The following is a 24,957-nucleotide window of genomic DNA, read 5'->3' as shown; positions in this document are numbered from 1 at the left end:
GATTTGGGCCGATATCCGCCGGGATAAGGGCAGAACGCGCTCGGTTCCGCCGGTCGGCTCTGGCACATCTCACCCTTAATTATGGACCAGACCAGCGGACCTCATTTGTCTTGATCATCGACTGTCCGAAAACTCTAGACTGACCCTTGCAAATGACCAACAACCGTCGGCGCGTGGCGCTCAAAGACCTGACCGTGATCTATCGCCGCGAGGCCAACACATCCAACCGCCCCTTGCCCGTCTCGCCCGGCTCGCTTAAACCCGCTCCGACCGATGCGGAGGCCCCCATGCTCGACCTGACCTACGAGACCCCGAAACCCAAAGTGATCCCCGGCGCCAAGCAGGACTGGGAACTGGTGATTGGGATGGAAGTGCATGCCCAGGTCTCGTCGAACGCCAAGCTCTTCTCCGGCGCGTCCACAACTTTCGGCGCGGAGCCCAACTCCAACGTCGCCTTCGTCGACGCGGGCATGCCGGGCATGCTGCCAGTGATCAATGAATTCTGCGTCGAACAGGCCGTCCGCACCGGTCTGGGCTTGAAGGCCGAGATTCACCTGCGTTCCGCCTTCGACCGGAAGAACTATTTCTACCCCGACCTGCCCCAGGGCTATCAGATCAGCCAGCTTTACCACCCGATAGTCGGCGAAGGCGAAGTGCTGGTCGAGATGGGCGACGGCACCGCGCGCCTCGTGCGCATCGAACGCATCCACCTGGAGCAAGACGCGGGCAAATCGATCCACGACATGGACCCCGCCATGTCCTTCGTCGATCTCAACCGCACCGGTGTGGCCCTGATGGAGATCGTCTCCCGCCCCGATCTCCGAGGCCCCGAAGAGGCCGCGGCTTACGTCACCAAACTGCGCCAGATCCTGCGCTATCTCGGCACCTGCGACGGCAATATGCAGAACGGCAACCTGCGCGCCGACGTCAACGTCTCCGTCTGCCCGCCCGGCCAGTACGAGAAATATCAAGCGACCCAGGATTTCAGCCATCTGGGCACGCGCTGCGAGATTAAGAACATGAACTCCCTGCGGTTCATACAGCAAGCCATTGATTTCGAGGCCAAACGCCAGATCGGCATTCTGGAAGCAGGCGGCGAGATCGATCAGGAAACGCGCCTCTATGACCCCGACAAAGGCGAAACCCGTTCCATGCGCTCCAAGGAAGAGGCGCATGATTACCGCTATTTCCCCTGCCCCGACCTCCTGCCGCTGGAGATCGAACAGGCCTGGGTCGAAGGTATCGCCGATACGCTGCCCGAATTGCCCGATGCAAAGAAGGCCCGCTTCATCGGCGATTTCGGCCTATCGGATTATGACGCTTCGGTGCTTACCGCCGATACGGACTCAGCGGCCTATTTCGAAGCCGTCGCCTCGGAAACCGATGGCAAACTCGCCGCCAACTGGGTGATCAACGAACTCTTCGGGCGCCTGAAGAAAGAAGACCACGACATCACGGAAACGCCGGTCACGCCCACCCAGCTCTCAGGCATCATCAAACTAATCCAGTCCGGCGATATCTCCGGCAAAATCGCCAAGGACCTTTTCGAGATCGTCTATACCGAAGGCGGCGACCCGGCAGAGATCGTCGAGGCGCGCGGCATGAAGCAGGTCACCGACACCGGTGCCATCGAGGCCGCCGTGGATGAGATCATCGCCGCCAACCCCGACCAGGTTGAGAAGGCGAAACAGAACCCGAAACTCGCGGGCTGGTTCGTCGGCCAGGTGATGAAAGCGACGGGTGGCAAGGCCAACCCGAAGGCCGTGAATGAGATCGTGTCCGGCAAGCTTGGACTTTGAAAGCTTGGCCAAGCAGGACGCGAGCGCTCGTGCACGTTGCTAACTGGTCAATTTGAGGCCAGCCCAAAACTGATTTGAGGGCATTATGATCCGATATGAATACAAAGTGGTTCCTGCGCCAGATAAAAGCTTGAAGACCAAGGGGATAAAGGCCAATGCCGACCGGTTCGCGCATACCCTTGAAACCCTGATGAACGAGGTCGGCGCAGATGGGTGGGAGTATGTCCGCGCCGACACCCTGCCCGTGACCGAGCGCGCGGGCCTGACCAGCAGTCAGACCGTCTATCGCAATGTCCTGGTTTTCCGTAAACCCCTTGAGGACGAAGTCGCTGAGCCCGCGCCGGAACCGGTGCTGATCGAAGCGCAGCCCGAGCCGGAGCCAACCGATCTTATAGAAGAAGACAGCGCCCCAAACCTCGACACGCGTGAGGCCGTCGAGGAAGAGACCGTCACGACCGACAGGGGCTAGCTGCGGATATCCAGCGACAGTGCGTGAATCTCTGCCATGAGCTCCTTGCCCAAGGCGTCATGCACCGCGCGGTGTTTCGCGATCCGGCTCAGACCTTTGAAGGCATCGCTTTGAATAGCCACATTAAAATGGCTCTCTCCGCCTTCCTGATACCCGGCATGACCGCGATGGCTTTCGCTGTCATCAACCACTTCAAGCAGGACAGGATCAAACGCCTCGCTCAGCCGTGACTGGATTTTCTCGGTTCGCGTCATTATTTTCGCCTGCTCCCTCTTCACCTCACCGACCAAAACTCTAAACTGGCTGCTCCGAGTCGAAAAGGCACTTCCGATGACCGACAAAGACCCGTTCAATTTCGACCTCCGCGTCTCGACCGACAAAAAGAAACGTCGGGGCGGCCGTCGGGGTATGTCTGGCGCGTTTGAGACGTCGCAGCGGGTTTGCGAACATCCGGGCTGTGAAGAACCGGGGCAATATCGCGCGCCGAAATCGCCCGATGTGTTGGACGATTTCTTGTGGTTCTGCCGGGAACATGTGCGGGAATACAATCTGAAGTGGAACTTCTTTGACGGCACGACCGAGGCCGAGATGGAAGCGCAGCTTGACCGGGATCGCGTGTGGGATCGGCCCACAAAGCCGTTCAAGCAATCGGCCGAAGAACGGGCATGGGCGCGGCTTGGTATCGATGATGCGCATCAGGTTCTGGGCGGCAACGCGACGCAAAACCGCGGCAAATCGATCACCGGGACACGAAAGCTTCCGCCGACGGAGCGTCGGGCCCTCGATATTCTTGAGGCCAAGGACCATTGGGCCAAGGCGGAGATCCGCAAGAGCTACAAAGCCCTGATCAAAATCTTGCACCCCGATATGAATGGCGGTGATCGGACCGACGAAGACCGGTTGCAAGAGGTCGTCTGGGCCTGGGACCAGATCAAAGAAAGCCGGAATTTCAAAGACTAACGGCACGTCGCGCTCGCTGTATCTTTGCTTCATACCCCTCGCCGGAGACGTCGACCGTTGCTGCAAGACATGACCATGCAATGAGCGCGAAACACGTCAAAACACTTATCTTAGGAGCAGGCGCTGCCGGGCTTTTATGCGCGACATATGCAGGCCCGGACACATTGGTTATCGATCACGCCAAGGCGCCAGGCGAGAAGATCCGCATCTCGGGTGGCGGCCGGTGTAACTTCACAAATATGGGCTGCGCGGCAGAGAATTTTCTGTCGGAGAACCCACATTTCGCCAAGTCAGCGCTGAGCCGGTATACGCAATGGGATTTCCTTGATCTCGTTGGGCGGCACCAAATCCCTTGGCATGAGAAAACCCTGGGGCAGCTCTTCTGCGACCGATCGGCCAAGGACATCATCCAGATGCTCCTGGCGGAAATGCAGCCTGCCGAGCTTTGGCTGCAGACCTCTGTGGGCGAGGTCGCCCATGACGGGATCGCGTTTCGGGTGTCGTTGGTCCGGGACGGTAGGCCGATCACCGTGACCGCAGAAAATCTCGTGATTGCCACCGGCGGCAAATCGATCCCGAAAATGGGGGCCAGCAGTCTTGGGTACCAAATCGCCGAGCAATTCGGCCACCGGCTGACGGAAACCCGCCCGGCCCTGGTGCCGCTCACCTTCAATGACCCAGCCAAGACGGAGTTCGCGGCGCTCTCCGGCACGGCGGTCAACACCCGGATTAGCTGCAACGGCACCGCTTTCGAGGAGGCGATGCTCTTCACGCATCGCGGGCTATCCGGCCCGGCGATCCTGCAAATCTCGTCCTACTGGCGCGAGGGCGACAGGCTATCGGTCCATCTTTTGCCGGACCAGGACCTATTTGCCCATCTGCGGGCGCGCCGCGCGACGGCGGGCGGCAAAGCAATTGGCACCTGTTTGGCCGAACTGCTGCCGCAGAAACTGGCGCGGCATCTGACAACGGAGTGGGGTCTCGGTGGCAATCTGGCCGATATGTCGGACACCGCCCTGCAGACCCTCGCAAAGGCCTTAACCCAATGGGACCTGACGCCGACTTCGTCGGAAGGATATCGCACGGCTGAGGTGACCCTTGGCGGCGTCGCAACGGATCAGGTCAGCTCCAAAACCATGGAATCCTCTCGCATCCCTGGCCTTTACCTTATCGGTGAAGTGATGGACGTGACCGGTTGGCTTGGGGGGTACAACTTCCAATGGGCATGGTCATCCGGCGTCGCGGCGGGGCGTGCGATCACCGCCAAGCAGTAGCCGTTTTCCGGCCAAACCTCTTGCGAGGTCCAGGGCTCACCCGCGCCAAAACGCAGCAGTGAACAACACAAAAACCGCCATCAGCTCCAGACGCCCAATCAGCATCGCGGCGGAGAGAACCCATTTCGCGGTGTCATTCAGCTCGGCAAAGGTGCCTGCCGGGCCGATCACCGGGCCAAGACCCGGGCCGATATTGCCCAGCGCAGTGGCCGCACCAGAGATCGCAGTAATGAAATCAAGCCCGGTCAACCCAAGCAGAATCGCCACCACGCCCAATGTCACAAAGAACAGGACGAAAAACGCCATGACCGAATTCAGGACATCTTCGGCCACCGGGCGCCCCTGATATCGCGGCTCAAAAACACCATGCGGCGCATAGAGCCGCCGCACCTGGGTCGAGATGGACGTCATCAGCAACTGATAACGGAAGACTTTGATCGAGCAGGAGGTCGAGCCCGCACAACCACCGATCAAGCCAGCGAAGAAGAACAGCACGACAGCAAAGGCGCCCCATTGCATATAATCCGCGCTGGCATATCCCGTGCCTGTCACGATGGAGACTGTGTTGAAAAGGGCTTTGCGCAGGGCAATCTCCTGCGCCTGCCCTTCGCCCATCACAAGCCATGTGCCCATAACGGCGGTGAGGATGGCCACCGTGGCAAAAAACGCCCGAATCTGACTGTCTTGCCAGAATGGGCGGGCCGATCCAGCGATCAATTGCACATAGCGCACGAAGGGGAGCGCCGCGAGCAGCATAAAGATGACCGCCGCATATTCGACGCCCGGCGCGACATCGGCAAAGGATGTGTCCGAATTGGCAAATCCGCCGGTGGCCACCGTCGTCATCGCATGAACGATGGCGTCGAAGACCCCCATGCCCAGAACGGAATATGCCCCCGCGCAGGCCAGGGTGAGCGCGATATAGATGACCGAAATCCGACTGGCGATCTCCGTTGCACGAGGTAGGATCTTCCCAAAGGTATCAAAGCCTTCCGAGCGGAAGATTTGCATCCCGCCGACACGAAGCTCAGGCAGAAACACCATCGCAACAACGATGATCCCGATACCGCCAAACCATTGCAGAAGACCGCGCCAGAGCAAAAGACCCTCGGGCAAAGCGTCCAACCCGGTGAACACGGTCGAGCCGGTCGTCGTTAACCCCGACATCGCCTCAAAAAACGCATCGACATATTGTGCTTCCGTGGCCCCGAAGACGAAAGGTAGCGCGCCAAAAATCGGCAAGACCAGCCAGACACCAGTGGTCAGCACAAAGGTCTGCTGCAAGCTCAAGCCCTTGGTCACCGCATTGGCGCAGGCCAGCGTTAGCAATCCGCCGATCACCATGGTCACCAACGCGCTTTCCGCGAAGATCAACCAGTGACCATTTTGCAGATAAAGGTCCACCACCATGGGCAGCAACATCGTTGCGCCCAGCACCGACACCAAAAGTCCCAGAACGTAGCCGACAGGGCGCAGGTCAAACATGAGGCCGAGCGTTGGCGCGCCGACGCTGGCCTGTCAAGCAGGACCAGAGGCGATGCAACCGCAGCGTGAAAACATGGCACCATTCCCGCTATTCCTATTGAGTTGATAGGGCAAGCAAGCTAGCCTGCCGCTAAGTCAGTATATTTTTGTTCTTTTTTTGGCGGGATGTCCGCCCGCAACTCATCATAGCCGGCAGATATCTGTGCTGCCTTTCGCCATTGGGAGTGTATTATGAGCGATAAAGACGACAAGAAACCATCCCTTTCCGATAGCGATATTATCACCTCCGTCAGCCGACGCGGCATGATGCGTGGTGCTGGAACTGCGGCGCTTGGCGCGACGATCGTTGGTGTCAGCGCAGGAACTGCCGAGGCGGGCACGGATAACGATAATGGCGCGATCACTGATCCTGGCGGTCGTGGCCGCGGCTACTGCCGCGCCTATGGTTCTGGCGTGACAGACCAAGACAATGGCACCTGGCGCGATCCGGGCGGCAATGGCCGCGGCGATGGCCGTCAACAGCGTGCAGGCTATACTGATCGCGACAACGGCTCCTGGACCGATCCGGGCGGCGCGGGCCGTGGCAACCCGCGCAACGCCGCCAGCGGCATCACTGATGCGGACGGCGGCAATTGCTCTGATCCGGGCGGCAACGGCCGCGGGTGAGCGACGACAGAGGCACATCTGCGGTCGCACCCGACCCGTCCCTTTTTGTGTTCTGACGAGGGACGGCGACCCGGTTGGCCTCAGCTTCGGCAGCAATAGCCAGAGGTGGGACTATGAAAGACGGCAAAGAAGACAAAACTCCCAAGCTGACCAGCTTGGACGATGATCAGATTGAAACACGGCGCGGCCTCAGCAGACGCCGCATCCTGCAGGGGTTTGGCATCGGTTCGGTCGGCCTTGGGTTGAGCGGCTGTGTCGTTGTGCCAGCCACGATTGGCACCGGCGTTACAGATCGAGATAATGGCCCGATCACTGATCCGGGCGGCGTCGGACGCGGAGGATTGCGCTCCTCCAGAACCGGGCTGACCGATGCCGACAACGGCCCGATCACCGATCCGGGCGGGTTTGGTCGCGGCGGCGGCAATGGCAGCTTCACCCCGATCCGATCGGGCATCACCGATGCGGATAACGGACCAATCACCGATCCGGTGGGCAATGGCCGCGGTGGGCGGCGCAGCTTCCGTACCGGGATCACCGATAGGGATAATGGCCCCATCACCGATCCGGTCGGGTTTGGCCGCGGCAGCTAACCACCGCGCACCGCTAAGCATGTATTTTTTGGCGCTCCCGGCCCAGGGCGCGCCACTCAGGACGTCGAGCATCGAATAACCCGGCGTATCGGCACGGGTGGTGTTGGTTTGGAACAGCTGCGCGGCTGTGTCTGTTGAGCCATCGAAGAACGCATCCGACAGGGCGTCTAGCCCAAGATGCGCCAAGTAACGCCCTAACATATCCGGGTCGAACCCCGCCTCCGGCTGCTCTGCCGCTTCGAAACGAAGAGGCGTCCCGCGCTCGGCAAAATGCCACACGCCCTCCTCTTTCCAGGCCCGAAGACTCCGCCGGAACCCTGTGTCATCCCCGCCAAGTTGTTTCGGCGCATAAATCTCCAACACGGTTTCAGGCGCAGTGAATTGCCCGGACTTGCGGCAAATTCTATACGCCCGAACGCGCAGCTTGCGCGCCAGCGAGCGCATCGTCATCGCTGGTGCGGAGCCATCAAACCCGTTCTGAAAAAATGCCGTGCGATTGCCAGCGCAAGGCACCAAAATCCTGCGGTCTAGCCGCTTGTTGAGCGGGAACAACGCCTCCAAAGCCGCGCCGAGCCCTCCCGGAACATCCTGGCGTGTCGCGGGTTTGCCGGTCAGCGACCACCAGCTCATATAGGCAGCGGTCACGTCGTTGATCGGCGCGTCGATGACCCCGAAATCCTGGGTGATCGGCCAATACTGATCCAAATAGTTCGGCACATGCGTCATCCGTGCAGCCTAGCACGGACACGCCTATCCGCCAGCGGCTTTAACCGACATGAAAGAGCGTTGCGAACAGCTTTGGGTCCAGACTATCGGCTGCGAAGCTGTCCCCTTCGGTCAAAACGCTCACCGCATCATGGCTGTGCAGGCTTTCTTGATGGCTGGCCACCACACGGAAATCCTTGATCCGCGCATCCGCTTGGAATTGCTCAGCAAAGAGCCGCGCAGCGTCTTCAACAAAGATTGGATTGGCCGCGTTCAACTCGGCAAAGGCCTGCTCATCTTCACGCTTGACCATCACCTGAGTTTCGGTCGGCACGGCGGCGCGGGCCATATCGATGATGTCTTCGAACCACAGGCAATTCTCGGCGCAGTTCACCTCCACCGACAGCCGCGCAACAGAGCGCTGCGAATGTGGTGTGGCGAGTTGGTTCCGGGTCATCCGCGCATGTTCGGCAAGTTCGAGAGAACAGGGACACGTCGAAGAATAGACATAGTCCAAATGGACGATCTTCTTGCGTACGCCGGCCTTCTCAACCAGTTCCAAGGCGATATCGTAATATTGATAACCTGCCAGGCCGGAGCGCAGGCTTTCGACCTTCATTGGAAAGCTCAGGCGCATTTGAATGCGCGCGTCGAAGCTTTCCAAATCGGCTTTGTAATCATCAAGCGCGGCCTCGATCACCTCAAAACTGAAGGTGCGCTCCGCATGGGCATAGAAGGACCGCATGATGCGGCTCATATTGATGCCCTTCTTCTCCGCCTCCAGGCTCACCGTGCCGGTGACAGAGGTTTCGAGGGTCAGGTCGCCATTATCCCGCGTGTGATACCGAAGCGGCAGGCGGAAATTCGAAATCCCCACATGCTGGATTTGCCGGTTCGCCCCTTTGATGAGCGAGGCCGGGCCGTTCTGAAGATCCGGCAGTGACGCTTTATAAGCGGCATCCACTTTGAAATCGGCCGGATAGTCGCGCGCAAAATCGGTATAGCCCTCGGATGTCAGAAGCTCTGCCGCCGCAGGATGCAGCGCCGCCACTTCTTCCTTCCCCGCGGTCTCGGCCCAGGCTTTCAACACGCGAAGCGCGTCAGCGGCCTCCTCGCGGCTTGGTCCATCCGAGGTCGGTGTGACAAAGACATTCATTTGAGGCCCCTTTGCGCCCTGCTCCGGCCTCAGCATATGGGCCAAATGCAGAATTATTCAAATACTTGATCTCAAGAAAGGATACGCAGGCCGGGGCAGGCCGGATCATCGCGCCGCGAAAAAACTCTCTCGGGGCGCGGGTTTAGCCGCGATATCGCGTCACAAAGGAGTGCAGCATCTTTTCCGGCACCGTTACATCCTCAGCCCGGCACGCGACCTTCAATGCCTCGGCCTCATCCGGCGCGAAATAGCCCCGGTCTTTGTAAATCTCGATCCGCGTGGCGAAGCTTTCGCCATTGGCTTCGGGGTGGAATTGGGTGGCATAGACATTTTGACCCGCCCGGATCATCTGAAACGGGCATGGGCCAGAGCTGGCCAGATGCACCGCGCCGGGCGGAAGGGCTTGCACGGCCTCTTTGTGACCAACGAAGGCTTTGAACGAACGTGGCAAATCCGTCATGAGCGGGTCGCTCACCCCATCCACGGTCAGGGCGCAGTCCACCGCGCCAATCGGCTCACCATAGCGCGCTTTGCTGACCTCGCCGCCCAGATGTTTGGCCAAGATGCCTAGGCCATAGCAGCAGCCCATAAACGGCATGTCGCGGGCCGTGATCTCGGGCATGAGCGATAGGATATCGGCCTCGATCCGCGCTTCCAGCGGGTCTTTTTCCTCGGGCGCGTCGCTAACGCAGCCCGGGCCGCCGCCGACAATCACGCCGCTGTACTCCTCAAGCTGCATCGCCGGGAGTGTCTGCTGATCCAGCCGGACGCGCCGGGTCTCCGCTTCGGCCATCCCACCACGCGCCAGCAGCGCGTGATATTCTTCATCCGCAGCCTCGTCTTCAGGGCGGAGTTGGATGACCAGAAACGGTTTCATACACGCTCCATGGCTTGGGTGAGATCGTCGAGCAAGTCTTGCACATCTTCCAACCCGACGCTCAGACGCAAAACCCCATCGCTGATCCCAAGGGCGGCGCGTTGCTCTTCCGTCAGCCGTTGATGGGTGGTCGTGGCGGGATGGGTGATGATCGATTTGGCATCGCCCAGATTGTTGGAAATGGTCACGATTTCCAGCGCATTCAGCAACCGGAACGCCGCCTCGCGCCCGCCTTCAACCTCCAGAGCAAGGACGGTGCCGCCCTGCTCCATCTGCCGACTGGCCAGCGCATGTTGCGGATGGCTGGCAAGCCCGGGGTAGAGCACCCGTTTCAAGCCCGGCATGCCTTCGAGGCCTGTTGCAAGGGCCAAGGCGCTCGCGGCCTGCGCCCGGCACCGGAGATCCACGGTTTCAAGCGATTTCAGCATCACCCAGGCGTTGAACGGCGACATCGAGCCGCCGGTATGTTTCAGATAGGGTTCCGCCGTTTTGCGGATGAACTCTCGACTGCCGCAGATCACACCGCCCAGAACCCGGCCCTGCCCGTCGATATGTTTGGTCGCGGAATAAACGACCACATCGGCGCCGAGACCCACAGTGTCTTGGAACACCGGCGTGGCAAAGACATTATCGACAATCACCAAAGCCCCGACCGCATGGGCGATTTCGGCCACGGCAGCGATGTCGATCACTTCCAAAACCGGGTTCGAGATCGCCTCGAAAAACACCGCTTTCGTATCGGGCCGGACGGCTTCTTTCCACTGATCCAGATCTGTGCCGTCAACGAAGGTCACCTCGACGCCATAACGCGCCAGCACCTCCTCTAGGATGTAAAGACAGGAGCCGAACAGCGCCCGTGCGCTGACCACGTGATCGCCCGCCTTCAGCATCGAGGTGAGCGCGCCGTTGACCGCCGCCATGCCGCTGGCCGTCGCAAAGGCGTCTTCGGTGCCTTCCAGCGCGGCGATCCGCTCTTCGAACATCCTAACCGTCGGGTTGCCATAGCGGGCATAGATGAATTCATCCTCGCCCGCCTCGATAAACCGCGCCTCGGCTTGTTCGGCGGTGTCGTAAACGAAGCCTTGGGTCAGGAACAGCGCCTCGCTAACCTCGCCATATTGGCTGCGCCGGGTGCCGGCATGCACGGCGCGGGTTCGGGGGTTCCAACGGCGCCCTGTGGTGTCTTTCATTGTCTCATCTCCATGCGCGTCCGGGCATAAAAAGACCCCGGACCTGGGGTGGCCGGGGCGCGCATCTCATCAAAAGCACCTTCGACCTCTTTAGCGGGATGTTTTACGTGGCCCGCAATCCGGTAAACAAATCGCCACGACAGCTGGATTAGGCCGCGCCAACAGTTTGGTCAAGCCGCAATCCACGGGCTGTCATCTTGGCTTCATGGGCGCGTCACGCATCTGTCGCTCCGATGTCACCTAAATGTTGCGGACAGGCTTTATCCACACCCCAAACCTTGTGGGGGTCGTGCCATGCCCGTTCTCGCTTTGAATGCTCAGGATGCCCAGATAGACTCGCCGGATGCGCTCCAGTCCACCTTGGCAGATCGGGCTACGAACGAGACTGTCACCCTCATGGTGCATGGCTATCGGTTCTGTCCGTTCAGCGCCCGGGACAATCCGCATCATCATATTCTGTCGCTGACACCCCAGGCCAGGTGTTGGAAGGCTGTGAGTTGGCCACGACATTTGCATCTCAATCGGCCCGGCGCGGGGCTGGGCATCGCTTTCGGCTGGCCGGCGCGGGGGCGTCTGGCGGAAGTCGCAGCTCATGCGTTTGTGGCCGGAGACGCCCTGGCCGAGGCCATTCGCATCATCCGGGATGTCCGGCCCGACCTGAAAATCAACCTGATGGCTCATTCCCTCGGCGCGCGGGTTGCTCTGGCGGCATTGGCGGCATCGGCACCCGGCGCCGTCCGGCAAATGGTCCTGCTCTCAGGCGCGGAGTATCGCAGCATTGCCGCCGCCGCCATCGCGGGCAAAGGCGCGCGGATTTTGAATGTCACCAGCGGCGAAAACGCAATGTTTGATGCCTTATTTCGCGCCTTGATCCGCGCCCCAAGCTGGACCGATCGACCTTTGGCTGCGGGGCTTGATCGGCCCACGCCGCGCTGGATTGATCTGGCGATCGATGCAGCCGAGCATCGCGCCGTGCTGACCCAGTTGGGCTTTGCCACCCGTTCGCCCAGCACCCGGATCTGCCATTGGTCGGGGTATCTCCGGCCTGGCCTGTTCCCCCTCTATCGCGGGCTATTCGACCCCGCCCAAGATGGGCTGTTCGATCGACTTGGCGACGCCCTGCCGTCCCGCAAAGCACGGTACCGGCCACAGCTCTATGGACTTGCCAATCCCTGGCGCGGCACGGCCCGACCCTAGGCTCTTGTTCCGTCAGACATTCTGGTTGATGCTGCCGCGCGCGCAGCAAAGGACAAGTCCATGACAGCCCCAATTGATCTCTATTTCTGGCCCACGCCAAATGGCTGGAAAGTCGCTATCGCCCTGGAGGAGATGGACCTGCCCTATAAGCTGAACCTCATCGACATTGGCGCGGGCGATCAATTTGCGCCGGAGTTCCTCAAAATCTCGCCGAACAATCGTATGCCCGCGATTGTGGACCCAGATGGCCCCGACGGTGCGCCAATCTCGATCTTCGAGTCGGGCGCAATCCTGCAATACCTGGCCCGCAAGACGGGCCGGTTCGGCGGCCCGACCGAACGCGACAGGATCACCGTCGATCAATGGCTGATGTGGCAGATGGGCGGCGTCGGGCCGATGGCGGGCCAGGCGCATCATTTTCTGAAATACGCGCCCAATATGGAGCCGCCGAACGACCTGCCTTATGCAAAAGACCGATATCGCGGCGAAACGGGGCGCCTCTATCGTGTCCTGAACACACAACTGGCTGATAATGAATTTGTCGCAGGCGATTTCTACTCCATCGCGGATATGGCGATTTGGCCTTGGGCCAGCCTATGGGAAGGTCAGCAACAAACGCTAGACGACAAACCACACATGGCGCGATGGCTCGACATGATGGCCGCGCGTCCCGGCGTGCAACGTGGGCGGGCGCTTGCCGCAGAGAAGCGCGGCGAGACCCATGACAAGGCCGCGCAAGACAGGCTTTTCAAACAGAAGTGACGGGGAAAATGCGCGCGCCACTCCCCACCGATAAGCGCCCAAACCCAAGCCCTGTTGAGGTTACCACGCGGCAGTGCGGCGTTTGCGGTCACAGGATCACCGGTCATGTCTAGTTTTTGTCATGCGAAATGCCTATTCTGTTGATCGAAAGGGGTCTTTTATGAGCCTAGAGACCATACGCGGCGTGGCCTTTGCGGCCTTGTTGATCATCATCGTGATGTCCGTCTTTGGCGGGTTTGGAGGGCTGTAGATGGCCAAGCGTTACGGTGGAGAGTTCAGCCCACAGGGCGAGAGCAGCCGCGAGAGCGTGACTGCGCCGCCTGCGCGCCCGCTTGAGGCGAGCTTCAAAGGCCGCGCGCCTGCACGGCATGGCGCTAAGATCAATCTGCTGTTTATCGCGCCGCTTGGCGTGTTTCTCACCGCGTTCTTTCAACCGACTGTTGCGATGGTCACCGATCTGGCGGGCGGCGCCATTTTGCTTTTGGCAGCGTGGTTGCTGCGCGACGGCATTCGGGCAGAAGATGCCTATAACGAGCGGAAAGTTGCACGGCGTCCCGCGATCCCCCGGAAAGTCTTCGCCAGCATTCTGACGGCCGTTGGCGTCGGGCTCTTGGTGTTCGGCGGGCAATGGAACCCCGCCTCGGCCTTGATCGCGGCCGTAGTCGCCGGCGCGCTCCACTTGTTCATTTTCCAGCCCGACCCGATGAAAGACAAAGGGCTCGAAGGGGTCGATCAATTCCAGACCAACCGGGTCGCCCGCAAGATCGAAGAGGCCGAGACCGTTCTGGAAGCAATGAAGGATGCCATCCATCGCGCCCGGGACAGACAGTTGGAGGCCCGCGTCGATGGGTTTCAGGCCACCGTGCGCGAGATGTTTCGCACCGTCGAAGACGACCCGCGCGATTTGACCGGGGCCCGCAAATATCTCGGCGTCTATTTGCAAGGCGCCCGCGATGCGACGGTGAAGTTTGCCGATATCTATGGCCGCGGGCGCGACCCGCAGGTGCGTGCCGATTACGTGACTTTGTTAGACGATTTGGAAACCAATTTTTCCGCCCGCACTCAGAGGATGCTGCTGGATGATCGCAGCGATCTGGATGTGGAAATTGAGGTCCTCAGGGACCGCCTGAACCGCGACAATCTAATTCATGAGCGAGGACAGACGCATGAGTGACACCATCCGGCAGCAAGCCGAAGCGGCGGCCAAAATGGTCGATGAAATCAACGCGACCGTATTGCCCGAACCCTCAACCGAGTTGGTGCCTCTGGCCGAGGCCGAACCACCGACCGCCGAAGAGATCCGCACCCGGATGGCCGAGATCGACATAAGCGACACGAACTCCATCGTGAGTTTTGGCTCCAACGCGCAGGCCGAGTTGCAAACGATCTCTCAGGCCATGTTGCAAGGCGTCAAGAACAAAGACGTTGGCCCGGCGGGCAACAGCCTGCGCGATATTGTGGGCACGATCCGGGGCTTCTCGGTCGATGAGTTGGATCCAAACCGCAAGCAGAGCTGGTGGGAGCGGCTTTTTGGTAAGGCCAAGCCAATCCATGATTTCATGGCGAAGTACGAGGATGTGCAGGGCCAGATCGACAAGATCACGGATGAGTTGCTCGCCCATGAGCACACACTGATGAAAGACATCAAATCACTCGATCAGCTCTATGACAAAACGCTCGCCTTCTATGACGAATTGGCCCTCTACATCACCGCGGGTGAGGAAAAGCTGAAGGTTCTGGATGAGGAAGAGATTCCCGCCAAAGAGGCCGAAGTTCAGGCCGCGCCTGAGAACGATCAGGTGATGAAGGCGCAGGAGTTGCGCGATCTACGCGCCGCCCGCGATGATCTGGAACGCCGGGTGCATGACCTGAAACTGACCCGTCAGGTAACGATGCAATCCCTGCCCTCGATCCGGCTGGTGCAGGAGAATGACAAGTCCCTGGTGACCAAGATCAACTCGACACTCGTCAACACCGTGCCGCTTTGGGAAACCCAATTGGCGCAAGCCGTGACGATCCAGCGCTCGACAGAGGCCGCCAAAGCGGTGCGCGAGGCCAATGATCTGACCAATGAGCTTCTGACGTCCAATGCCGCGAACCTGCGCGAGAGCAATCGCATGGTGCGCGAAGAGATGGAGCGTGGCGTCTTCGACATCGAAGCGGTGAAACAGGCCAATGCCGAATTGATCGCGACGATCGAGGAAAGCCTCGCCATCGCCGATGAAGGCAAAGCGCGCCGCGCCGCCGCCGAGGTCGAAATGGAGAAGATGGAGAGCGAACTGCGCGATACGCTTGCCGCCGCCAGCGCGCGGGGCGATGGCACCGGCAGCAATGTGGGCGGTGCCGTAAACCCGGCGGGCTAAGAGCCCAACGACAGGCATAGGAACGGGGCATGGCGATAGGTAAGGGCCGAATCTGGACCGGGATGGTTGCAGCGCTAGCTTTGGCGGGGTGCGACCTCTTGGACCCGGGCGAGCCGCCTCAGCGCCCCGTTCCGCGCGACGTGTCCGAGACAGCCGAAATCCCCGAGCCCTCGCCCGAGAGCCAGTCTTTCGCGCGCTACTATGCCAGCGTGCAGCAACGGCTGGTTTCCGACGGTCTTTTGCGCACCGACGGTGGCGGACCCGACACACCAATTACCACCCGCAATCTGGTGGCGAATTTCGAGCGCATCGCCCTTTTTGACGAATATACGCTTACCAATGGGCGCTTCATACAGCAGCAAACGCCGTCGCAACTGCGCCGTTGGCAGGGGCCTGTTCGTTTGCAAGCGCATTTCGGCGCCTCGGTCCCCGAAGCCACGCGCGACCGAGATCGGTCGATCTTGGGCACCTATGCCACACGGCTGGCGCGGGTCACCGGGCATCCGATCCGCCAAGTGTCAACTGGCGGCAATTTCCACGTCCTCTATCTCAATCGCGATGAGCAACGCGCCGCTGGCCCTATACTCCGACAGATTCTGCCCAGCATCGGTGAGGAGACCGTGAATGAGATCACCAGCCTGCCGCGCTTCACCTTCTGCTCGGTCTATGCCTTCTCGCAAGCGGGCGACAATCCGACCTATGTGACGGCCATCGCGATCATCCGCACCGAACATCCCGACCTTCTGCGCCGATCCTGCGTACATGAAGAGGTTGCCCAAGGTCTGGGCCTGCCCAATGACAGCCCGGTCGCACGGCCCTCAATCTTCAATGACGATGAAGAATTTGCGCTGTTGACCCGGCATGACGAATTGCTGCTCGAAATGCTCTATGACGACCGTCTGCGCCCCGGCATGTTGCCAGCCGAAGCCCGCCCTATTCTGCGGACCCTGGCCGATGAGCTACTTGGCGGGCCGAGTTGAGCCGCCTAAATTGATTTCAAAGGAGACCGCTTATGCCGATTTTCGATTTTCTCTCCGGCCAGTTCATCGACGTCATCGAATGGACCGATGATACCCGCGACACGATGGTCTATCGCTTTGAGCGCCACGGCCATGAGATCAAGTACGGCGCCAAGCTGACCGTGCGCGAAGGTCAGATGGCGGTCTTCATTCATGAGGGCCAACTGGCAGATGTGTTCACGCCCGGGCTCTACATGCTTGAGACGAACAATATGCCGATTATGACCTCGCTTCAGCACTGGGATCACGGCTTCAAATCGCCCTTCAAATCCGAGATCTATTTCGTCTCGACCAACCGTTTCACGGATCTGAAATGGGGGACGAAAAATCCGATCATGCTGCGCGACCCGGAATTTGGGCCGACCCGCATCCGCGCCTTTGGCACCTACACGGTCAAGGTCAAAGATGCCGCGCGCTTCATGACCGAGATTGTCGGCACAGATGGCGAGTTCACAAAGGATGAAGTCACCTTCCAAATCCGCAACATCATCGTGCAGCAGTTCAGTCAGACGGTCGCGGGTTCCGGCATCCCCGTGCTCGATATGGCGGCCAATACCGGCGAGTTCGGGGGCCTCATCGCGCAGAAGATTTCCGAGACGATCGATCAATACGGGCTGACCCTGCCCGAGCTGTATATCGAGAACATCTCGCTGCCTCCGGCTGTGGAGGAAGCCCTCGACAAACGCACATCCATGGGCGTGGTCGGTGATCTGAACAAATATCAGCAGTTCCAGACCGCAGAAGCGATGCGCGCGGCGGCAGAAAACCCAAGCGGCGGCGGCGGCATGGGCGCCGGGCTCGGCATGGGAATGGGCATGGCCATGGCCAATCAGATGGCCCAATCCGGCCCTTGGGGCGCACAGCCGCAACCCCAGGCCGCGCCTGCCGCGCCACCTCCGCCACCCGTGGAACATGTCTGGCACATCGCCGAGAACGGCGCGACCAAAGGCCCGTTTTCCAAAGCCGCCCTTGGCCGTATGGCGCAGGAGGGCGGCCTGACCCGCGAAACGCTGGTCTGGACCCAAGGGCAAGACGGCTGGATGAAAGCCGACGATGTGCAGGAACTGGCACAACTCTTCACCGTGCTGCCGCCACCGCCTCCGCCACCGCCGCCCGCGGGCTAATCGACCCCGGGGGCCCGCAGTCCGCCCCGAACTTTAGGAAACCACCACACCCGCCCGAGGCACGACCCCATGGCAGACGGCCCGCCCCCCGCCCCGCCGACCGAGGAACATCGGTTTCCCTGCGACAATTGCGGCGCCGACTTCCGCTTTGACCCGGAAGCCGGGCGGCTTGTCTGCGACCATTGCGGCAATGAGCAAGAGATCGAGGGGCCGGGCGGCCCCTGGGGCAATGGCGCGATCCGCGAGTTGGATTTCCGCGACGCGATAGAGAACCAGCTTCCGGCGCAGGAGATGGAGGAGACCCGGGTTCTGCAATGCCCCAATTGCGGTGCGCAGGTCGAGTTCAGCGCCGATATCCACGCCAAAGAGTGCCCGTTTTGCGCGACACCCGTCGTCACCGATACCGGGACGCATCGGCATATCAAACCCAAAGGTGTCATCCCGTTCAAACTGGACGAAGAGGCCGCGCGCGATGCCATGACCACATGGCTGGGCAAGCTTTGGTTCGCGCCAAATGGGCTTAAGGAATATGCCCGTAAGGGCCGCAAGCTTGACGGCATCTACAGTCCTTATTGGACCTTCGATGCCGACACGAACACGCGTTATTCCGGCCGACGCGGCACCTATTATTATGTCTCGGTGCCCGATGGCAAAGGCGGCACCAGACGCGAGCGTCGGGTCCGTTGGCGCCCGGTTTCGGGCCGCGTCAGCCGGTTTTTCGACGATGTGCTGGTCCTTGCCTCGCGCAGCTTGCCGAAACGCTACACCGACCGTTTGGCGCCTTGGAACCTGTCCGAGCTCGATGCCTATGCGCCTGAATTCCTGGCCGGATTTCGGGCCGAGGGGTACACGGTCGACCTGCAAGAGGGCAAAGACGAAGCCAAAGAGATCATGGAGCAGACGATCCGCCAGGATATCCGCCGCGATATTGGCGGCGATCTGCAACAGATCACTCAGATGCACGCGCAGCTGAGTCGCGTGACCTTCAAACACATCCTCCTGCCGGTTTGGCTTGCTGCCTACAAATACCGGGAGAAGAGTTATCGCTTCGTGGTCAATGGACAGACCGGCAAAGTGCAGGGCGAGCGCCCCTATTCCGCTTGGAAAATCGCCTTTGCCGTGCTGATCGCCCTGATCCTCATCGCGGGCGGGGCGTATCTCTACAGAGTCTATGGCGAAGGGAGCAGCGGGCAGCTTTTGCCCGCTGGCGGTCTCAGTATCGAGACGAAGTAAGCGGTGGCGCCTTAGCCACGCTTGATCGTGACTTTTTGCGTGCCCTCATCAGGGACCGGCGCGATCTTCTGCACTGTAATGGTCAGAACACCATCCTTAAGATCGGCTGAAACGCCGCCCGAATCCGCATCGGGCGGCAGGCGAAAGCTCCGCGAAAACGCCCCGTATTCCCGTTCGCTGAAATACCAGGTCTCGCCCTTCTCTTCGCGCTGCGATTTCTTCTCGCCTTTCACGGTGATGACGCCATCAGCGACCGAGAGGTCTATGTCACTGTCATCGACCCCTGGCAGTTCCATGACGATCTTGTAGGCATCGCCATTGGTCGCGGCCTCGGATGCAGGCGCAAACCAATCCGCTACTCGCGCGCCCATTGTGCGAAAAGGATCATAAAGTGAGGGCCAAAAACCTGTGGTATGAGATTTCTCGACCATGATCGCCTCCTCAGTTCGGTCAAACTCTCTGTACGCGAAAGTCATAGGCGTTCTGTCTTGCCCCCTCATTGACGTGCGTCAAATCAGGCTGGCCCGGGCGGTCACTTGCCGTTAGGCAATACGGCAGAGCTTTGAAGGAGCCCTGCGATGATCCTGTGTTGTGGCGAAGCGCTGATCGACATGTTGCCGCGCAAAACCGAGGACGGAGAGGCGAGCTTCGCCCCCTACCCTGGCGGCGCGGTGTTCAATACCGCCGTGGCGCTGGCGCGGTTGGGCGTGGGAACCGGGCTTTTTACCGGGTTATCTCGCGATCTTTTTGGCGCGCGGCTGGAGGCCGTCTTACAACTCAACGGCGTGGAAAGCGGGCTTGCCGCTCGATCGGATCGGCTCACAACTCTTGCCTTCGTCACGCTGACCGACGGCCAAGCCGAATACGCGTTTTACGATGAGAACACCGCCGGGCGGATGCTCAGCACCAGCGATTTGCCCGATGATCTGAGCGGCATCGACGCGCTGTTTTTCGGCGGGATCAGCCTTGCGGTGGAACCTTGCGCCGAGGCGTATGAGGCGCTTTGCTTGCGGGACCCGAACGCCCGGCTGATCATGATCGACCCCAATATCCGCCCCGATTTCATCGCCGATGCTGATCGCTATCGCGCGCGCCTGGCGCGGATGATCGCGGTGGCGGATATCGTGAAGCTGTCCGACGAAGATCTGCATTGGCTGGAAGGCGCGGGTGAGATCAGCGATCTGGCGCAAGGCCTGTTGGCCAAAGGGCCGAAACTGGTGCTGATCACCGAAGGCAGAGCCGGGGTCACGGCCCATTCGGCCAAGGGTCAGGTCCATGTGCCCGCTGAGCCGGTCGAAGTTGTCGATACGGTCGGCGCAGGTGACACGTTTAATGCGGGGTTCCTTGCGGGTCTGTCCGATGCGGGCTGTCTGACAAAATCCGCACTGGCGACTGGATTGGATGACGCGGTTCTGACCGCCGCCCTCACCCTCGGCGTGAAAGCCGCCGCTGTCACGGTGTCGCGCGCAGGGGCGAACCCACCGATGCGGGCGGACCTGTCATGAGGGCGCTGATCCAACGCGTCGCCGAGGCCAGTGTCAAAGTCGATGGTAACCTGATCGGCCAGACCGGTCCCGGCTTGCTGATCCTGGTCTGCGCGATGCAGGGCGATGGCGAGACCGAGGCCGAAACCCTCGCGTCGAAAATCTCCAAACTCCGGATTTTCAAGGACGACGCGGGCAAGATGAACCGCAGCCTGATCGACACCGGCGGCAGTGCGCTTGTGGTCAGCCAGTTCACGCTGGCCGCCGACACCTCGCGCGGCAACCGCCCCGGTTTCTCAAGCGCGGCTTCGCCCGTTGACGGCGAACGGCTCTATCTGCATTTCGCCGCGGCCTTGCGAGGGTTGGGCCTCTCCGTCGAAACCGGCGCATTCGGCGCCGATATGGCCGTGAGCCTGGTCAATGACGGGCCGGTCACGATTTGGCTCGACACGGGTCAATCTGCCTAATTATTGGGCGAAATTGGCGGAATCTCTTGGAAAAACAGGGCAAAAGCCCGCCAATGATGCAAATAGTTGCAGTCCGAGATTCAGCCGATAGGCTGTATATCCATGACGGAAGGGCCTGTTTTCTTCGATGAAATGAGCGGCGGCGCAGACGCCGCACGTGCGCCTTACCAGCCATATGAAGCCTGGTTTCAAAACGAAGACCTGCGCGAGTTACGCAAGAAATCCATCGAGGCCGAACGGTTTTTCCGCCGCACCGGCATCACCTTCAATGTTTATGGCCAGGACGAGGCCGATGAGCGCCTGATCCCTTTCGACATTGTGCCCCGGATCATCTCGGGCCGCGAATGGGCGCGCCTGACTAAGGGCATTGAGCAGAGGGTCCGCGCGATCAACGCCTTCCTCTATGACATCTATCACCGGCAGGAGATCTTGCGCGCGGGCCGTGTGCCGAAAGAACTGATCGCGCGCAACGACGCTTTCCTGCCGCAGATGATCGGCGTCGCCCCGCCCGGCAACATCTACACCCATATCGTTGGGGTCGATCTCGTGCGCACTGGCGAGGATGAGTTCTATGTCCTCGAAGACAACGCCCGCACACCCTCCGGCGTCTCCTACATGCTGGAGAACCGCGAGACGATGCTGCAGATGTTCCCGGAGCTGTTCAGCCGGATCAAAGTCCGCGAGGTGCAGGACTACCCTGTGCAGTTGCGCCGATCACTGGCCGCCTGCGCGCCACCAGCCGCCGCCGGTGGCTGTACCGTCGCCGTTCTGACCCCTGGTATCCACAACTCAGCCTATTTCGAACATGCGTTCTTGGCCGATCATATGGGTGTGGAGCTGGTCGAAGGCAGCGATCTGCGTGTCATCGATGGCCGGATCGCGATGCGCACAACCCAGGGCTATAAGCCGATTGATGTCCTCTATCGCCGGGTCGATGACGATTTCCTCGATCCGCTGAACTTTAACCCGGAGTCGATGCTGGGCGTGCCCGGCATCATGGATGTCTATCGCGCGGGTGGGGTCACGATTGCCAATGCGCCCGGCACCGGGATTGCCGATGACAAAGCGATCTACAGCTATATGCCTGATATCGTGGAGTTCTATACCGGCGAGAAAGCGATCTTGCAGAACGTGCCGACGCATCGCTGCTCGGAACCTGACGCGCTCGCCTATGTGCTCGACCATCTCAGCGAGTTGGTCGTGAAAGAGGTCCATGGCTCGGGTGGCTATGGCATGTTGGTGGGTCCCGCCGCCTCGAAGAAGGAACTCGCGGCGTTCCGCACCAAGCTCGAAGCGAAACCGGGCAACTATATCGCGCAGCCCACGCTTGCGCTCTCCACCGTGCCTATCTTGACGCAGAAGGGCCTCGCGCCGCGGCATGTGGATCTGCGGCCCTTCGTTCTGGTTGCCCCCGATCGGATCAATATCACGCCCGGCGGGCTGACGCGGGTGGCGCTCAAGAAAGGCTCTTTGGTGGTCAACTCGTCGCAAGGCGGCGGCACCAAAGACACCTGGGTCTTGGAGGAATAGGCCGATGCTGGGCAAAACCGCAGGGGGCCTGTTTTGGATGTTCCGCTATCTGGAGCGTTCGGAAAACACCGCGCGGTTGCTTGAGGCCGGATTTCGTATCGCGCTCACCCGACCGGACGGGGCCGATGATGAATGGGCCAGCATATTGCAAACCGCCGGGGTGACAGATCTCTATGGTAGCCGTCATGACGGGATCGATGCGGCCCGAGTGATCGATTTTCTGCTGCGCGACACCGCCAACCCCTCTTCGGTTCTCTCCGCGATTTCCGCCGCACGGCAGAATGCAAGGCTGGTCCGCACCGCGATCACCCGCGAGGTCTGGGAGGCGGTGAATGACACTTACATGACCTTGAAGCAGACGCTCTCCCGGCCCGTCGCGCCCCGAAACCTGCCTGCGATACTCGGCATGGTTCGGCAGCATTCGGCCCTGGTCCGCGGCGCGATGCATGGCACGATGCTCCGCAATGATGTGTTTGATTTCTGCCGGATCGGCACGTTCCTGGAACGCGCCGACAACACCGCGCGCATTCTGGACGTCAAATACTATGTGCTCTTGCCCTCGATCAGTCAGATCGGCTCCAGCCTGGACAACGTGCAGTGGGAGACGATCTTGCGCTCGGTCGCCGGGCAACGGGCTTATCGTTGGATCAGCGGCGGGGAGTCGAGCCCAATCGGGATCGCGAATTTCCTGATTTTCGACGGGCGGATGCCGCGCAGCCTGCGCTTCACGGTTGGCAAATTGACCAACAATCTGAGCTACCTTGAGCGAGAATATGGTGACCGGCATCTCTGCCAGGATTTGGCCGATCAGTTGGCGGCGCAGCTGACGACAACCACGATTGAGCAGGTGTTTGATGACGGCTTGCATGAGTTCATTATCGAATTCCTGCGCGATCTGGGGCAATTGGGCGCCCAGATCGACCGCGATTATCGGTTTTTGGGATAGCGGATATGCGGCTCACCATCCTTCACACCACGACCTATCATTTTGATCATCCGGTGCCTTACGGGCTGCAACAGTTGCGGTTGATCCCGAAGAGCCGCGCCGGGCAGCAGGTGATGAGCTGGGAAATGGAGATCGAAGGCGGTCGGGCGCAGACCGAATTCAACGATCATCATCTGAACCGGGTGTCCTTGATTTCCTTCGATCCAGATGCAACCTCGATCGTTGTACATTGCCGCGGCGAGGTAGAAACCGCCGATGAGGGCGGTGTGATCGGCAAACATGGCGGTTTCGCGCCGCTTTGGCTGTTCCAACAATCGACCGAGCTGACCCGCGCCGGTGCCCATGTGCGCCGCTTGGCTAAGGGGTTGAAAGACGAATACGAGGAGGACATCCCCAGGCTCCATGCCCTCTCGGCCCGCGTTCTGGATGCGGTGCCGTATGAGATTGGCCCGACCCATGCCGCGACCAGCGCCGAGGAAGCGATCGAGCATGGCGGGGGCGTGTGCCAGGATCACGCCCATATCTTCATCGCCGCCGCCCGTGCCCTGGGATATCCGGCGCGCTACGTCTCGGGGTATCTGATGATGGATGACCGCGTGCATCAAGACGCCAGCCACGCTTGGGCCGAGGTGCATGTGCCAATCTTGGGCTGGGTCGGATTTGACATCTCCAACGGCATTTCACCTGATCCGCGCTATGTGCGGGTTGCGACAGGGCTTGATTACACTGAGGCGGCCCCGATCTCGGGTCTGCGCTTCGGCACGGCTGGCGAAGCGATGATGGTCGATATACAAGTACAGCAGCAGTGATGGCGCGGGCAGGCGCGCAAGCGTAAGGGACGAACAGGCATGACCTATTGCGTGGGCCTCAGGTTGAACCGCGGGCTTGTGATGATGTCGGACACACGGACCAATGCCGGTGTCGATAATATCAGCGTTTTCAAGAAGATGTTTCTTTGGGAAACCGAGGGGGAACGGTCGATCACATTGATGACGGCGGGCAACCTCGCGACCACCCAGGCCGTGGTCAGCCTGTTGAACGAGCGCGCAAAGCCAGCCGAGGAGCGCGGACAACCCTCGATTTTGGAAGCGCCCTCGATGTTTCAAGTGGCGCGTTTGGTGGGTGAGACCCTGCGCGAGGTGATTGTGGATCAGGCTGGCGAGGGCGGCCCCGCGAGCGAGAGCACCTTTGGCGCCTCGATGATTTTGGGCGGACAGGTGAAGGGCGGCGATCCGCGGCTTTTCATGATCTATCCGGAAGGAAATTTTGTTGAGGCCAGCAGCGATACGCCATTTTTCCAGATCGGCGAGACCAAATATGGCAGGCCGATCCTGGTCCGGGCCTATGACTCAGAGATGAGTTTTGAAGAGGCGGTGAAGCTTTTGATGGTGAGTTTCGATTCGACCATCAAAGCGAACCTCTCGGTCGGGTTGCCGCTCGATATGCATCTTTATGAGGCCGATACGTTCCGGCATGGGCGGCAAGGACGGATCGAGCGCGACGATGCATATTTCGAGATGATCTCATCTCGGTGGGGCGCCGCCTTGCGGGAGGCGTTTCAGAGCCTGCCGTCTTATTCAATGGAGTGAGAGCGGCGGCGACTCGGCTCAGGCCCCCTAGCGGGAGCCATCGCCGCGCCGCGTTGCCACGGCCATCTGGTG

At 60.4% G+C, this 24,957-nt stretch carries 25 protein-coding genes and 1 riboswitch; of the genes, 18 read left to right on the top strand and 7 right to left on the bottom strand.

All coding sequences use genetic code 11. The features are described 5' to 3' along the window. Positions 1-287 precede the first annotated feature (287 nt). On the top strand, positions 288-1,799 hold the full coding sequence (gene gatB / locus GTF44_RS06460; RefSeq protein ID WP_171558659.1) for an Asp-tRNA(Asn)/Glu-tRNA(Gln) amidotransferase subunit GatB: 1,512 nt from the start codon (positions 288-290) through the stop codon (positions 1,797-1,799). Positions 1,800-1,884: 85 nt separating this feature from the next. Then, complete coding sequence (locus GTF44_RS06455; protein WP_171558381.1) at positions 1,885-2,268, top strand: DUF4177 domain-containing protein; 384 nt, start codon at positions 1,885-1,887, stop codon at positions 2,266-2,268. Here the strand turns inward: GTF44_RS06455 and GTF44_RS06450 are convergent. After that, positions 2,265-2,522, bottom strand: coding sequence for a BolA family transcriptional regulator (locus GTF44_RS06450; RefSeq protein WP_145210224.1), 258 nt, complete (start codon positions 2,520-2,522; stop codon positions 2,265-2,267). The genes GTF44_RS06455 and GTF44_RS06450 overlap by 4 nt on opposite strands. Positions 2,523-2,598: 76 nt before the next feature. Between GTF44_RS06450 and GTF44_RS06445 the strand changes: the two genes are divergently transcribed. Both GTF44_RS06445 and GTF44_RS06440 read left to right on the top strand, forming a co-directional pair. Beyond that, positions 2,599-3,228 carry a DnaJ domain-containing protein gene (locus GTF44_RS06445; RefSeq protein ID WP_145210227.1) on the top strand — a complete coding sequence of 210 codons (630 nt, stop codon included), beginning with the start codon at positions 2,599-2,601 and terminating at the stop codon, positions 3,226-3,228. Positions 3,229-3,308: 80 nt separating this feature from the next. Next, a complete protein-coding gene (locus tag GTF44_RS06440) occupies positions 3,309-4,502 on the top strand; it encodes an NAD(P)/FAD-dependent oxidoreductase (protein ID WP_171558379.1) in 1,194 nt (397 codons plus the stop codon). 36 nt (positions 4,503-4,538) lie between these two features. Here GTF44_RS06440 and GTF44_RS06435 read toward each other — a convergent pair whose 3' ends face one another. After that, complete coding sequence (locus tag GTF44_RS06435; RefSeq protein WP_171558377.1) at positions 4,539-5,987, bottom strand: TrkH family potassium uptake protein; 1,449 nt, start codon at positions 5,985-5,987, stop codon at positions 4,539-4,541. Between the two features lie 231 nt (positions 5,988-6,218). Here GTF44_RS06435 and GTF44_RS06430 point away from each other — a divergent pair, with 231 nt between their 5' ends. Further along, positions 6,219-6,653: a hypothetical protein gene (locus tag GTF44_RS06430; RefSeq protein ID WP_171558375.1), complete on the top strand. Its 435-nt coding sequence runs from the start codon at positions 6,219-6,221 to the stop codon at positions 6,651-6,653. An 80-nt stretch (positions 6,654-6,733) separates the two neighbouring features. Here the strand turns inward: GTF44_RS06430 and GTF44_RS06425 are convergent, their stop codons facing one another. The 4 genes from GTF44_RS06425 to metZ form a co-directional block, all read right to left on the bottom strand. Beyond that, on the bottom strand, positions 6,734-7,969 hold the full coding sequence (locus GTF44_RS06425; protein WP_171558374.1) for a hypothetical protein: 1,236 nt from the start codon (positions 7,967-7,969) through the stop codon (positions 6,734-6,736). A gap of 40 nt (positions 7,970-8,009) precedes the next feature. Then, positions 8,010-9,104, bottom strand: a complete 1,095-nt coding sequence (folE2, locus tag GTF44_RS06420) for a GTP cyclohydrolase FolE2 (protein ID WP_171558372.1) — start codon at positions 9,102-9,104, stop codon at positions 8,010-8,012. A 142-nt stretch (positions 9,105-9,246) separates the two neighbouring features. After that, entirely contained in the window at positions 9,247-9,981 is a 735-nt protein-coding gene (locus GTF44_RS06415) for a glutamine amidotransferase (RefSeq protein WP_171558370.1), read from the bottom strand. Further along, entirely contained in the window at positions 9,978-11,171 is a 1,194-nt protein-coding gene (gene metZ / locus GTF44_RS06410; protein ID WP_171558369.1) for an O-succinylhomoserine sulfhydrylase, read from the bottom strand. Before metZ ends, GTF44_RS06415 begins: the two co-directional genes overlap by 4 nt. Positions 11,172-11,240: 69 nt before the next feature. Then, a riboswitch (SAM riboswitch) is annotated at positions 11,241-11,319 on the bottom strand. A gap of 146 nt (positions 11,320-11,465) precedes the next feature. Between metZ and GTF44_RS06405 the strand changes: the two genes are divergently transcribed. The 7 genes from GTF44_RS06405 (at position 11,466) to GTF44_RS06375 (ending at position 18,869) form a co-directional block, all read left to right on the top strand. Further along, a complete protein-coding gene (locus tag GTF44_RS06405) occupies positions 11,466-12,368 on the top strand; it encodes an alpha/beta hydrolase (protein ID WP_171558367.1) in 903 nt (300 codons plus the stop codon). Positions 12,369-12,428: 60 nt separating this feature from the next. Beyond that, on the top strand, positions 12,429-13,130 hold the full coding sequence (locus GTF44_RS06400) for a glutathione S-transferase N-terminal domain-containing protein (protein ID WP_145210257.1): 702 nt from the start codon (positions 12,429-12,431) through the stop codon (positions 13,128-13,130). 250 nt (positions 13,131-13,380) lie between these two features. After that, on the top strand, positions 13,381-14,304 hold the full coding sequence (locus GTF44_RS06395) for a 5-bromo-4-chloroindolyl phosphate hydrolysis family protein (RefSeq protein WP_171558365.1): 924 nt from the start codon (positions 13,381-13,383) through the stop codon (positions 14,302-14,304). Beyond that, complete coding sequence (locus GTF44_RS06390) at positions 14,297-15,493, top strand: toxic anion resistance protein (protein WP_171558363.1); 1,197 nt, start codon at positions 14,297-14,299, stop codon at positions 15,491-15,493. Before GTF44_RS06395 ends, GTF44_RS06390 begins: the two co-directional genes overlap by 8 nt. A gap of 29 nt (positions 15,494-15,522) precedes the next feature. Continuing rightward, positions 15,523-16,473, top strand: coding sequence for a DUF2927 domain-containing protein (locus tag GTF44_RS06385; RefSeq protein WP_216364873.1), 951 nt, complete (start codon positions 15,523-15,525; stop codon positions 16,471-16,473). A gap of 32 nt (positions 16,474-16,505) precedes the next feature. Further along, positions 16,506-17,636, top strand: a complete 1,131-nt coding sequence (locus GTF44_RS06380) for an SPFH domain-containing protein (protein ID WP_145210270.1) — start codon at positions 16,506-16,508, stop codon at positions 17,634-17,636. A 69-nt stretch (positions 17,637-17,705) separates the two neighbouring features. Continuing rightward, positions 17,706-18,869: a TFIIB-type zinc finger domain-containing protein gene (locus GTF44_RS06375; protein WP_171558362.1), complete on the top strand. Its 1,164-nt coding sequence runs from the start codon at positions 17,706-17,708 to the stop codon at positions 18,867-18,869. An 11-nt stretch (positions 18,870-18,880) separates the two neighbouring features. Here the strand turns inward: GTF44_RS06375 and GTF44_RS06370 are convergent, their stop codons facing one another. Beyond that, positions 18,881-19,300, bottom strand: coding sequence for an Hsp20/alpha crystallin family protein (locus tag GTF44_RS06370; RefSeq protein WP_171558360.1), 420 nt, complete (start codon positions 19,298-19,300; stop codon positions 18,881-18,883). Between the two features lie 147 nt (positions 19,301-19,447). Here GTF44_RS06370 and GTF44_RS06365 point away from each other — a divergent pair, with 147 nt between their 5' ends. The 6 genes from GTF44_RS06365 (at position 19,448) to GTF44_RS06340 (ending at position 24,885) form a co-directional block, all read left to right on the top strand. Beyond that, positions 19,448-20,374 carry a carbohydrate kinase gene (locus tag GTF44_RS06365; protein WP_171558358.1) on the top strand — a complete coding sequence of 309 codons (927 nt, stop codon included), beginning with the start codon at positions 19,448-19,450 and terminating at the stop codon, positions 20,372-20,374. Further along, positions 20,371-20,820 carry a D-aminoacyl-tRNA deacylase gene (dtd, locus tag GTF44_RS06360; RefSeq protein WP_171558356.1) on the top strand — a complete coding sequence of 150 codons (450 nt, stop codon included), beginning with the start codon at positions 20,371-20,373 and terminating at the stop codon, positions 20,818-20,820. Before GTF44_RS06365 ends, dtd begins: the two co-directional genes overlap by 4 nt. A gap of 102 nt (positions 20,821-20,922) precedes the next feature. Further along, positions 20,923-22,350 (top strand): circularly permuted type 2 ATP-grasp protein, encoded by a 1,428-nt coding sequence (locus GTF44_RS06355; RefSeq protein WP_171558354.1) that lies wholly within the window; start codon positions 20,923-20,925, stop codon positions 22,348-22,350. A 4-nt stretch (positions 22,351-22,354) separates the two neighbouring features. After that, complete coding sequence (locus tag GTF44_RS06350; protein WP_171558352.1) at positions 22,355-23,296, top strand: alpha-E domain-containing protein; 942 nt, start codon at positions 22,355-22,357, stop codon at positions 23,294-23,296. Positions 23,297-23,301: 5 nt separating this feature from the next. Next, positions 23,302-24,105 (top strand): transglutaminase family protein, encoded by an 804-nt coding sequence (locus GTF44_RS06345; protein WP_171558350.1) that lies wholly within the window; start codon positions 23,302-23,304, stop codon positions 24,103-24,105. 39 nt (positions 24,106-24,144) lie between these two features. Continuing rightward, entirely contained in the window at positions 24,145-24,885 is a 741-nt protein-coding gene (locus tag GTF44_RS06340) for a proteasome-type protease (protein WP_171558349.1), read from the top strand. Positions 24,886-24,957: the final 72 nt, after the last annotated feature.

The organism is Roseobacter sp. HKCCD6576-2 (assembly GCF_013179285.1).
Lineage (GTDB): Bacteria > Pseudomonadota > Alphaproteobacteria > Rhodobacterales > Rhodobacteraceae > Rhodophyticola > Rhodophyticola oceani.
Note: the sequence above shows the minus strand (reverse complement) of the source record. Positions and strands in the feature narration are given on the sequence as shown.

Bases quoted from the DNA above. Each gene is read 5' to 3' on its own strand.
- GTF44_RS06385 (WP_216364873.1), top strand. From the start codon at position 15,523: ATGGCGATAGGTAAGGGCCGAATCTGGACCGGGATGGTTGCAGCGCTA.
- gatB (WP_171558659.1), top strand. From the start codon at position 288: ATGCTCGACCTGACCTACGAGACCCCGAAACCCAAAGTGATCCCCGGC.
- GTF44_RS06355 (WP_171558354.1), top strand. From the start codon at position 20,923: ATGACGGAAGGGCCTGTTTTCTTCGATGAAATGAGCGGCGGCGCAGAC.
- metZ (WP_171558369.1), bottom strand. From the start codon at position 11,171: ATGAAAGACACCACAGGGCGCCGTTGGAACCCCCGAACCCGCGCCGTG.
- GTF44_RS06415 (WP_171558370.1), bottom strand. From the start codon at position 9,981: ATGAAACCGTTTCTGGTCATCCAACTCCGCCCTGAAGACGAGGCTGCG.
- GTF44_RS06440 (WP_171558379.1), top strand. From the start codon at position 3,309: ATGAGCGCGAAACACGTCAAAACACTTATCTTAGGAGCAGGCGCTGCC.
- GTF44_RS06455 (WP_171558381.1), top strand. From the start codon at position 1,885: ATGATCCGATATGAATACAAAGTGGTTCCTGCGCCAGATAAAAGCTTG.
- GTF44_RS06350 (WP_171558352.1), top strand. From the start codon at position 22,355: ATGCTGGGCAAAACCGCAGGGGGCCTGTTTTGGATGTTCCGCTATCTG.
- GTF44_RS06345 (WP_171558350.1), top strand. From the start codon at position 23,302: ATGCGGCTCACCATCCTTCACACCACGACCTATCATTTTGATCATCCG.
- GTF44_RS06430 (WP_171558375.1), top strand. From the start codon at position 6,219: ATGAGCGATAAAGACGACAAGAAACCATCCCTTTCCGATAGCGATATT.
- GTF44_RS06435 (WP_171558377.1), bottom strand. From the start codon at position 5,987: ATGTTTGACCTGCGCCCTGTCGGCTACGTTCTGGGACTTTTGGTGTCG.
- folE2 (WP_171558372.1), bottom strand. From the start codon at position 9,104: ATGAATGTCTTTGTCACACCGACCTCGGATGGACCAAGCCGCGAGGAG.
- GTF44_RS06445 (WP_145210227.1), top strand. From the start codon at position 2,599: ATGACCGACAAAGACCCGTTCAATTTCGACCTCCGCGTCTCGACCGAC.
- GTF44_RS06395 (WP_171558365.1), top strand. From the start codon at position 13,381: ATGGCCAAGCGTTACGGTGGAGAGTTCAGCCCACAGGGCGAGAGCAGC.
- GTF44_RS06365 (WP_171558358.1), top strand. From the start codon at position 19,448: ATGATCCTGTGTTGTGGCGAAGCGCTGATCGACATGTTGCCGCGCAAA.
- GTF44_RS06400 (WP_145210257.1), top strand. From the start codon at position 12,429: ATGACAGCCCCAATTGATCTCTATTTCTGGCCCACGCCAAATGGCTGG.
- GTF44_RS06380 (WP_145210270.1), top strand. From the start codon at position 16,506: ATGCCGATTTTCGATTTTCTCTCCGGCCAGTTCATCGACGTCATCGAA.
- GTF44_RS06405 (WP_171558367.1), top strand. From the start codon at position 11,466: ATGCCCGTTCTCGCTTTGAATGCTCAGGATGCCCAGATAGACTCGCCG.
- GTF44_RS06340 (WP_171558349.1), top strand. From the start codon at position 24,145: ATGACCTATTGCGTGGGCCTCAGGTTGAACCGCGGGCTTGTGATGATG.
- GTF44_RS06450 (WP_145210224.1), bottom strand. From the start codon at position 2,522: ATGACGCGAACCGAGAAAATCCAGTCACGGCTGAGCGAGGCGTTTGAT.
- GTF44_RS06390 (WP_171558363.1), top strand. From the start codon at position 14,297: ATGAGTGACACCATCCGGCAGCAAGCCGAAGCGGCGGCCAAAATGGTC.
- GTF44_RS06370 (WP_171558360.1), bottom strand. From the start codon at position 19,300: ATGGTCGAGAAATCTCATACCACAGGTTTTTGGCCCTCACTTTATGAT.
- GTF44_RS06425 (WP_171558374.1), bottom strand. From the start codon at position 7,969: ATGACGCATGTGCCGAACTATTTGGATCAGTATTGGCCGATCACCCAG.
- GTF44_RS06375 (WP_171558362.1), top strand. From the start codon at position 17,706: ATGGCAGACGGCCCGCCCCCCGCCCCGCCGACCGAGGAACATCGGTTT.
- dtd (WP_171558356.1), top strand. From the start codon at position 20,371: ATGAGGGCGCTGATCCAACGCGTCGCCGAGGCCAGTGTCAAAGTCGAT.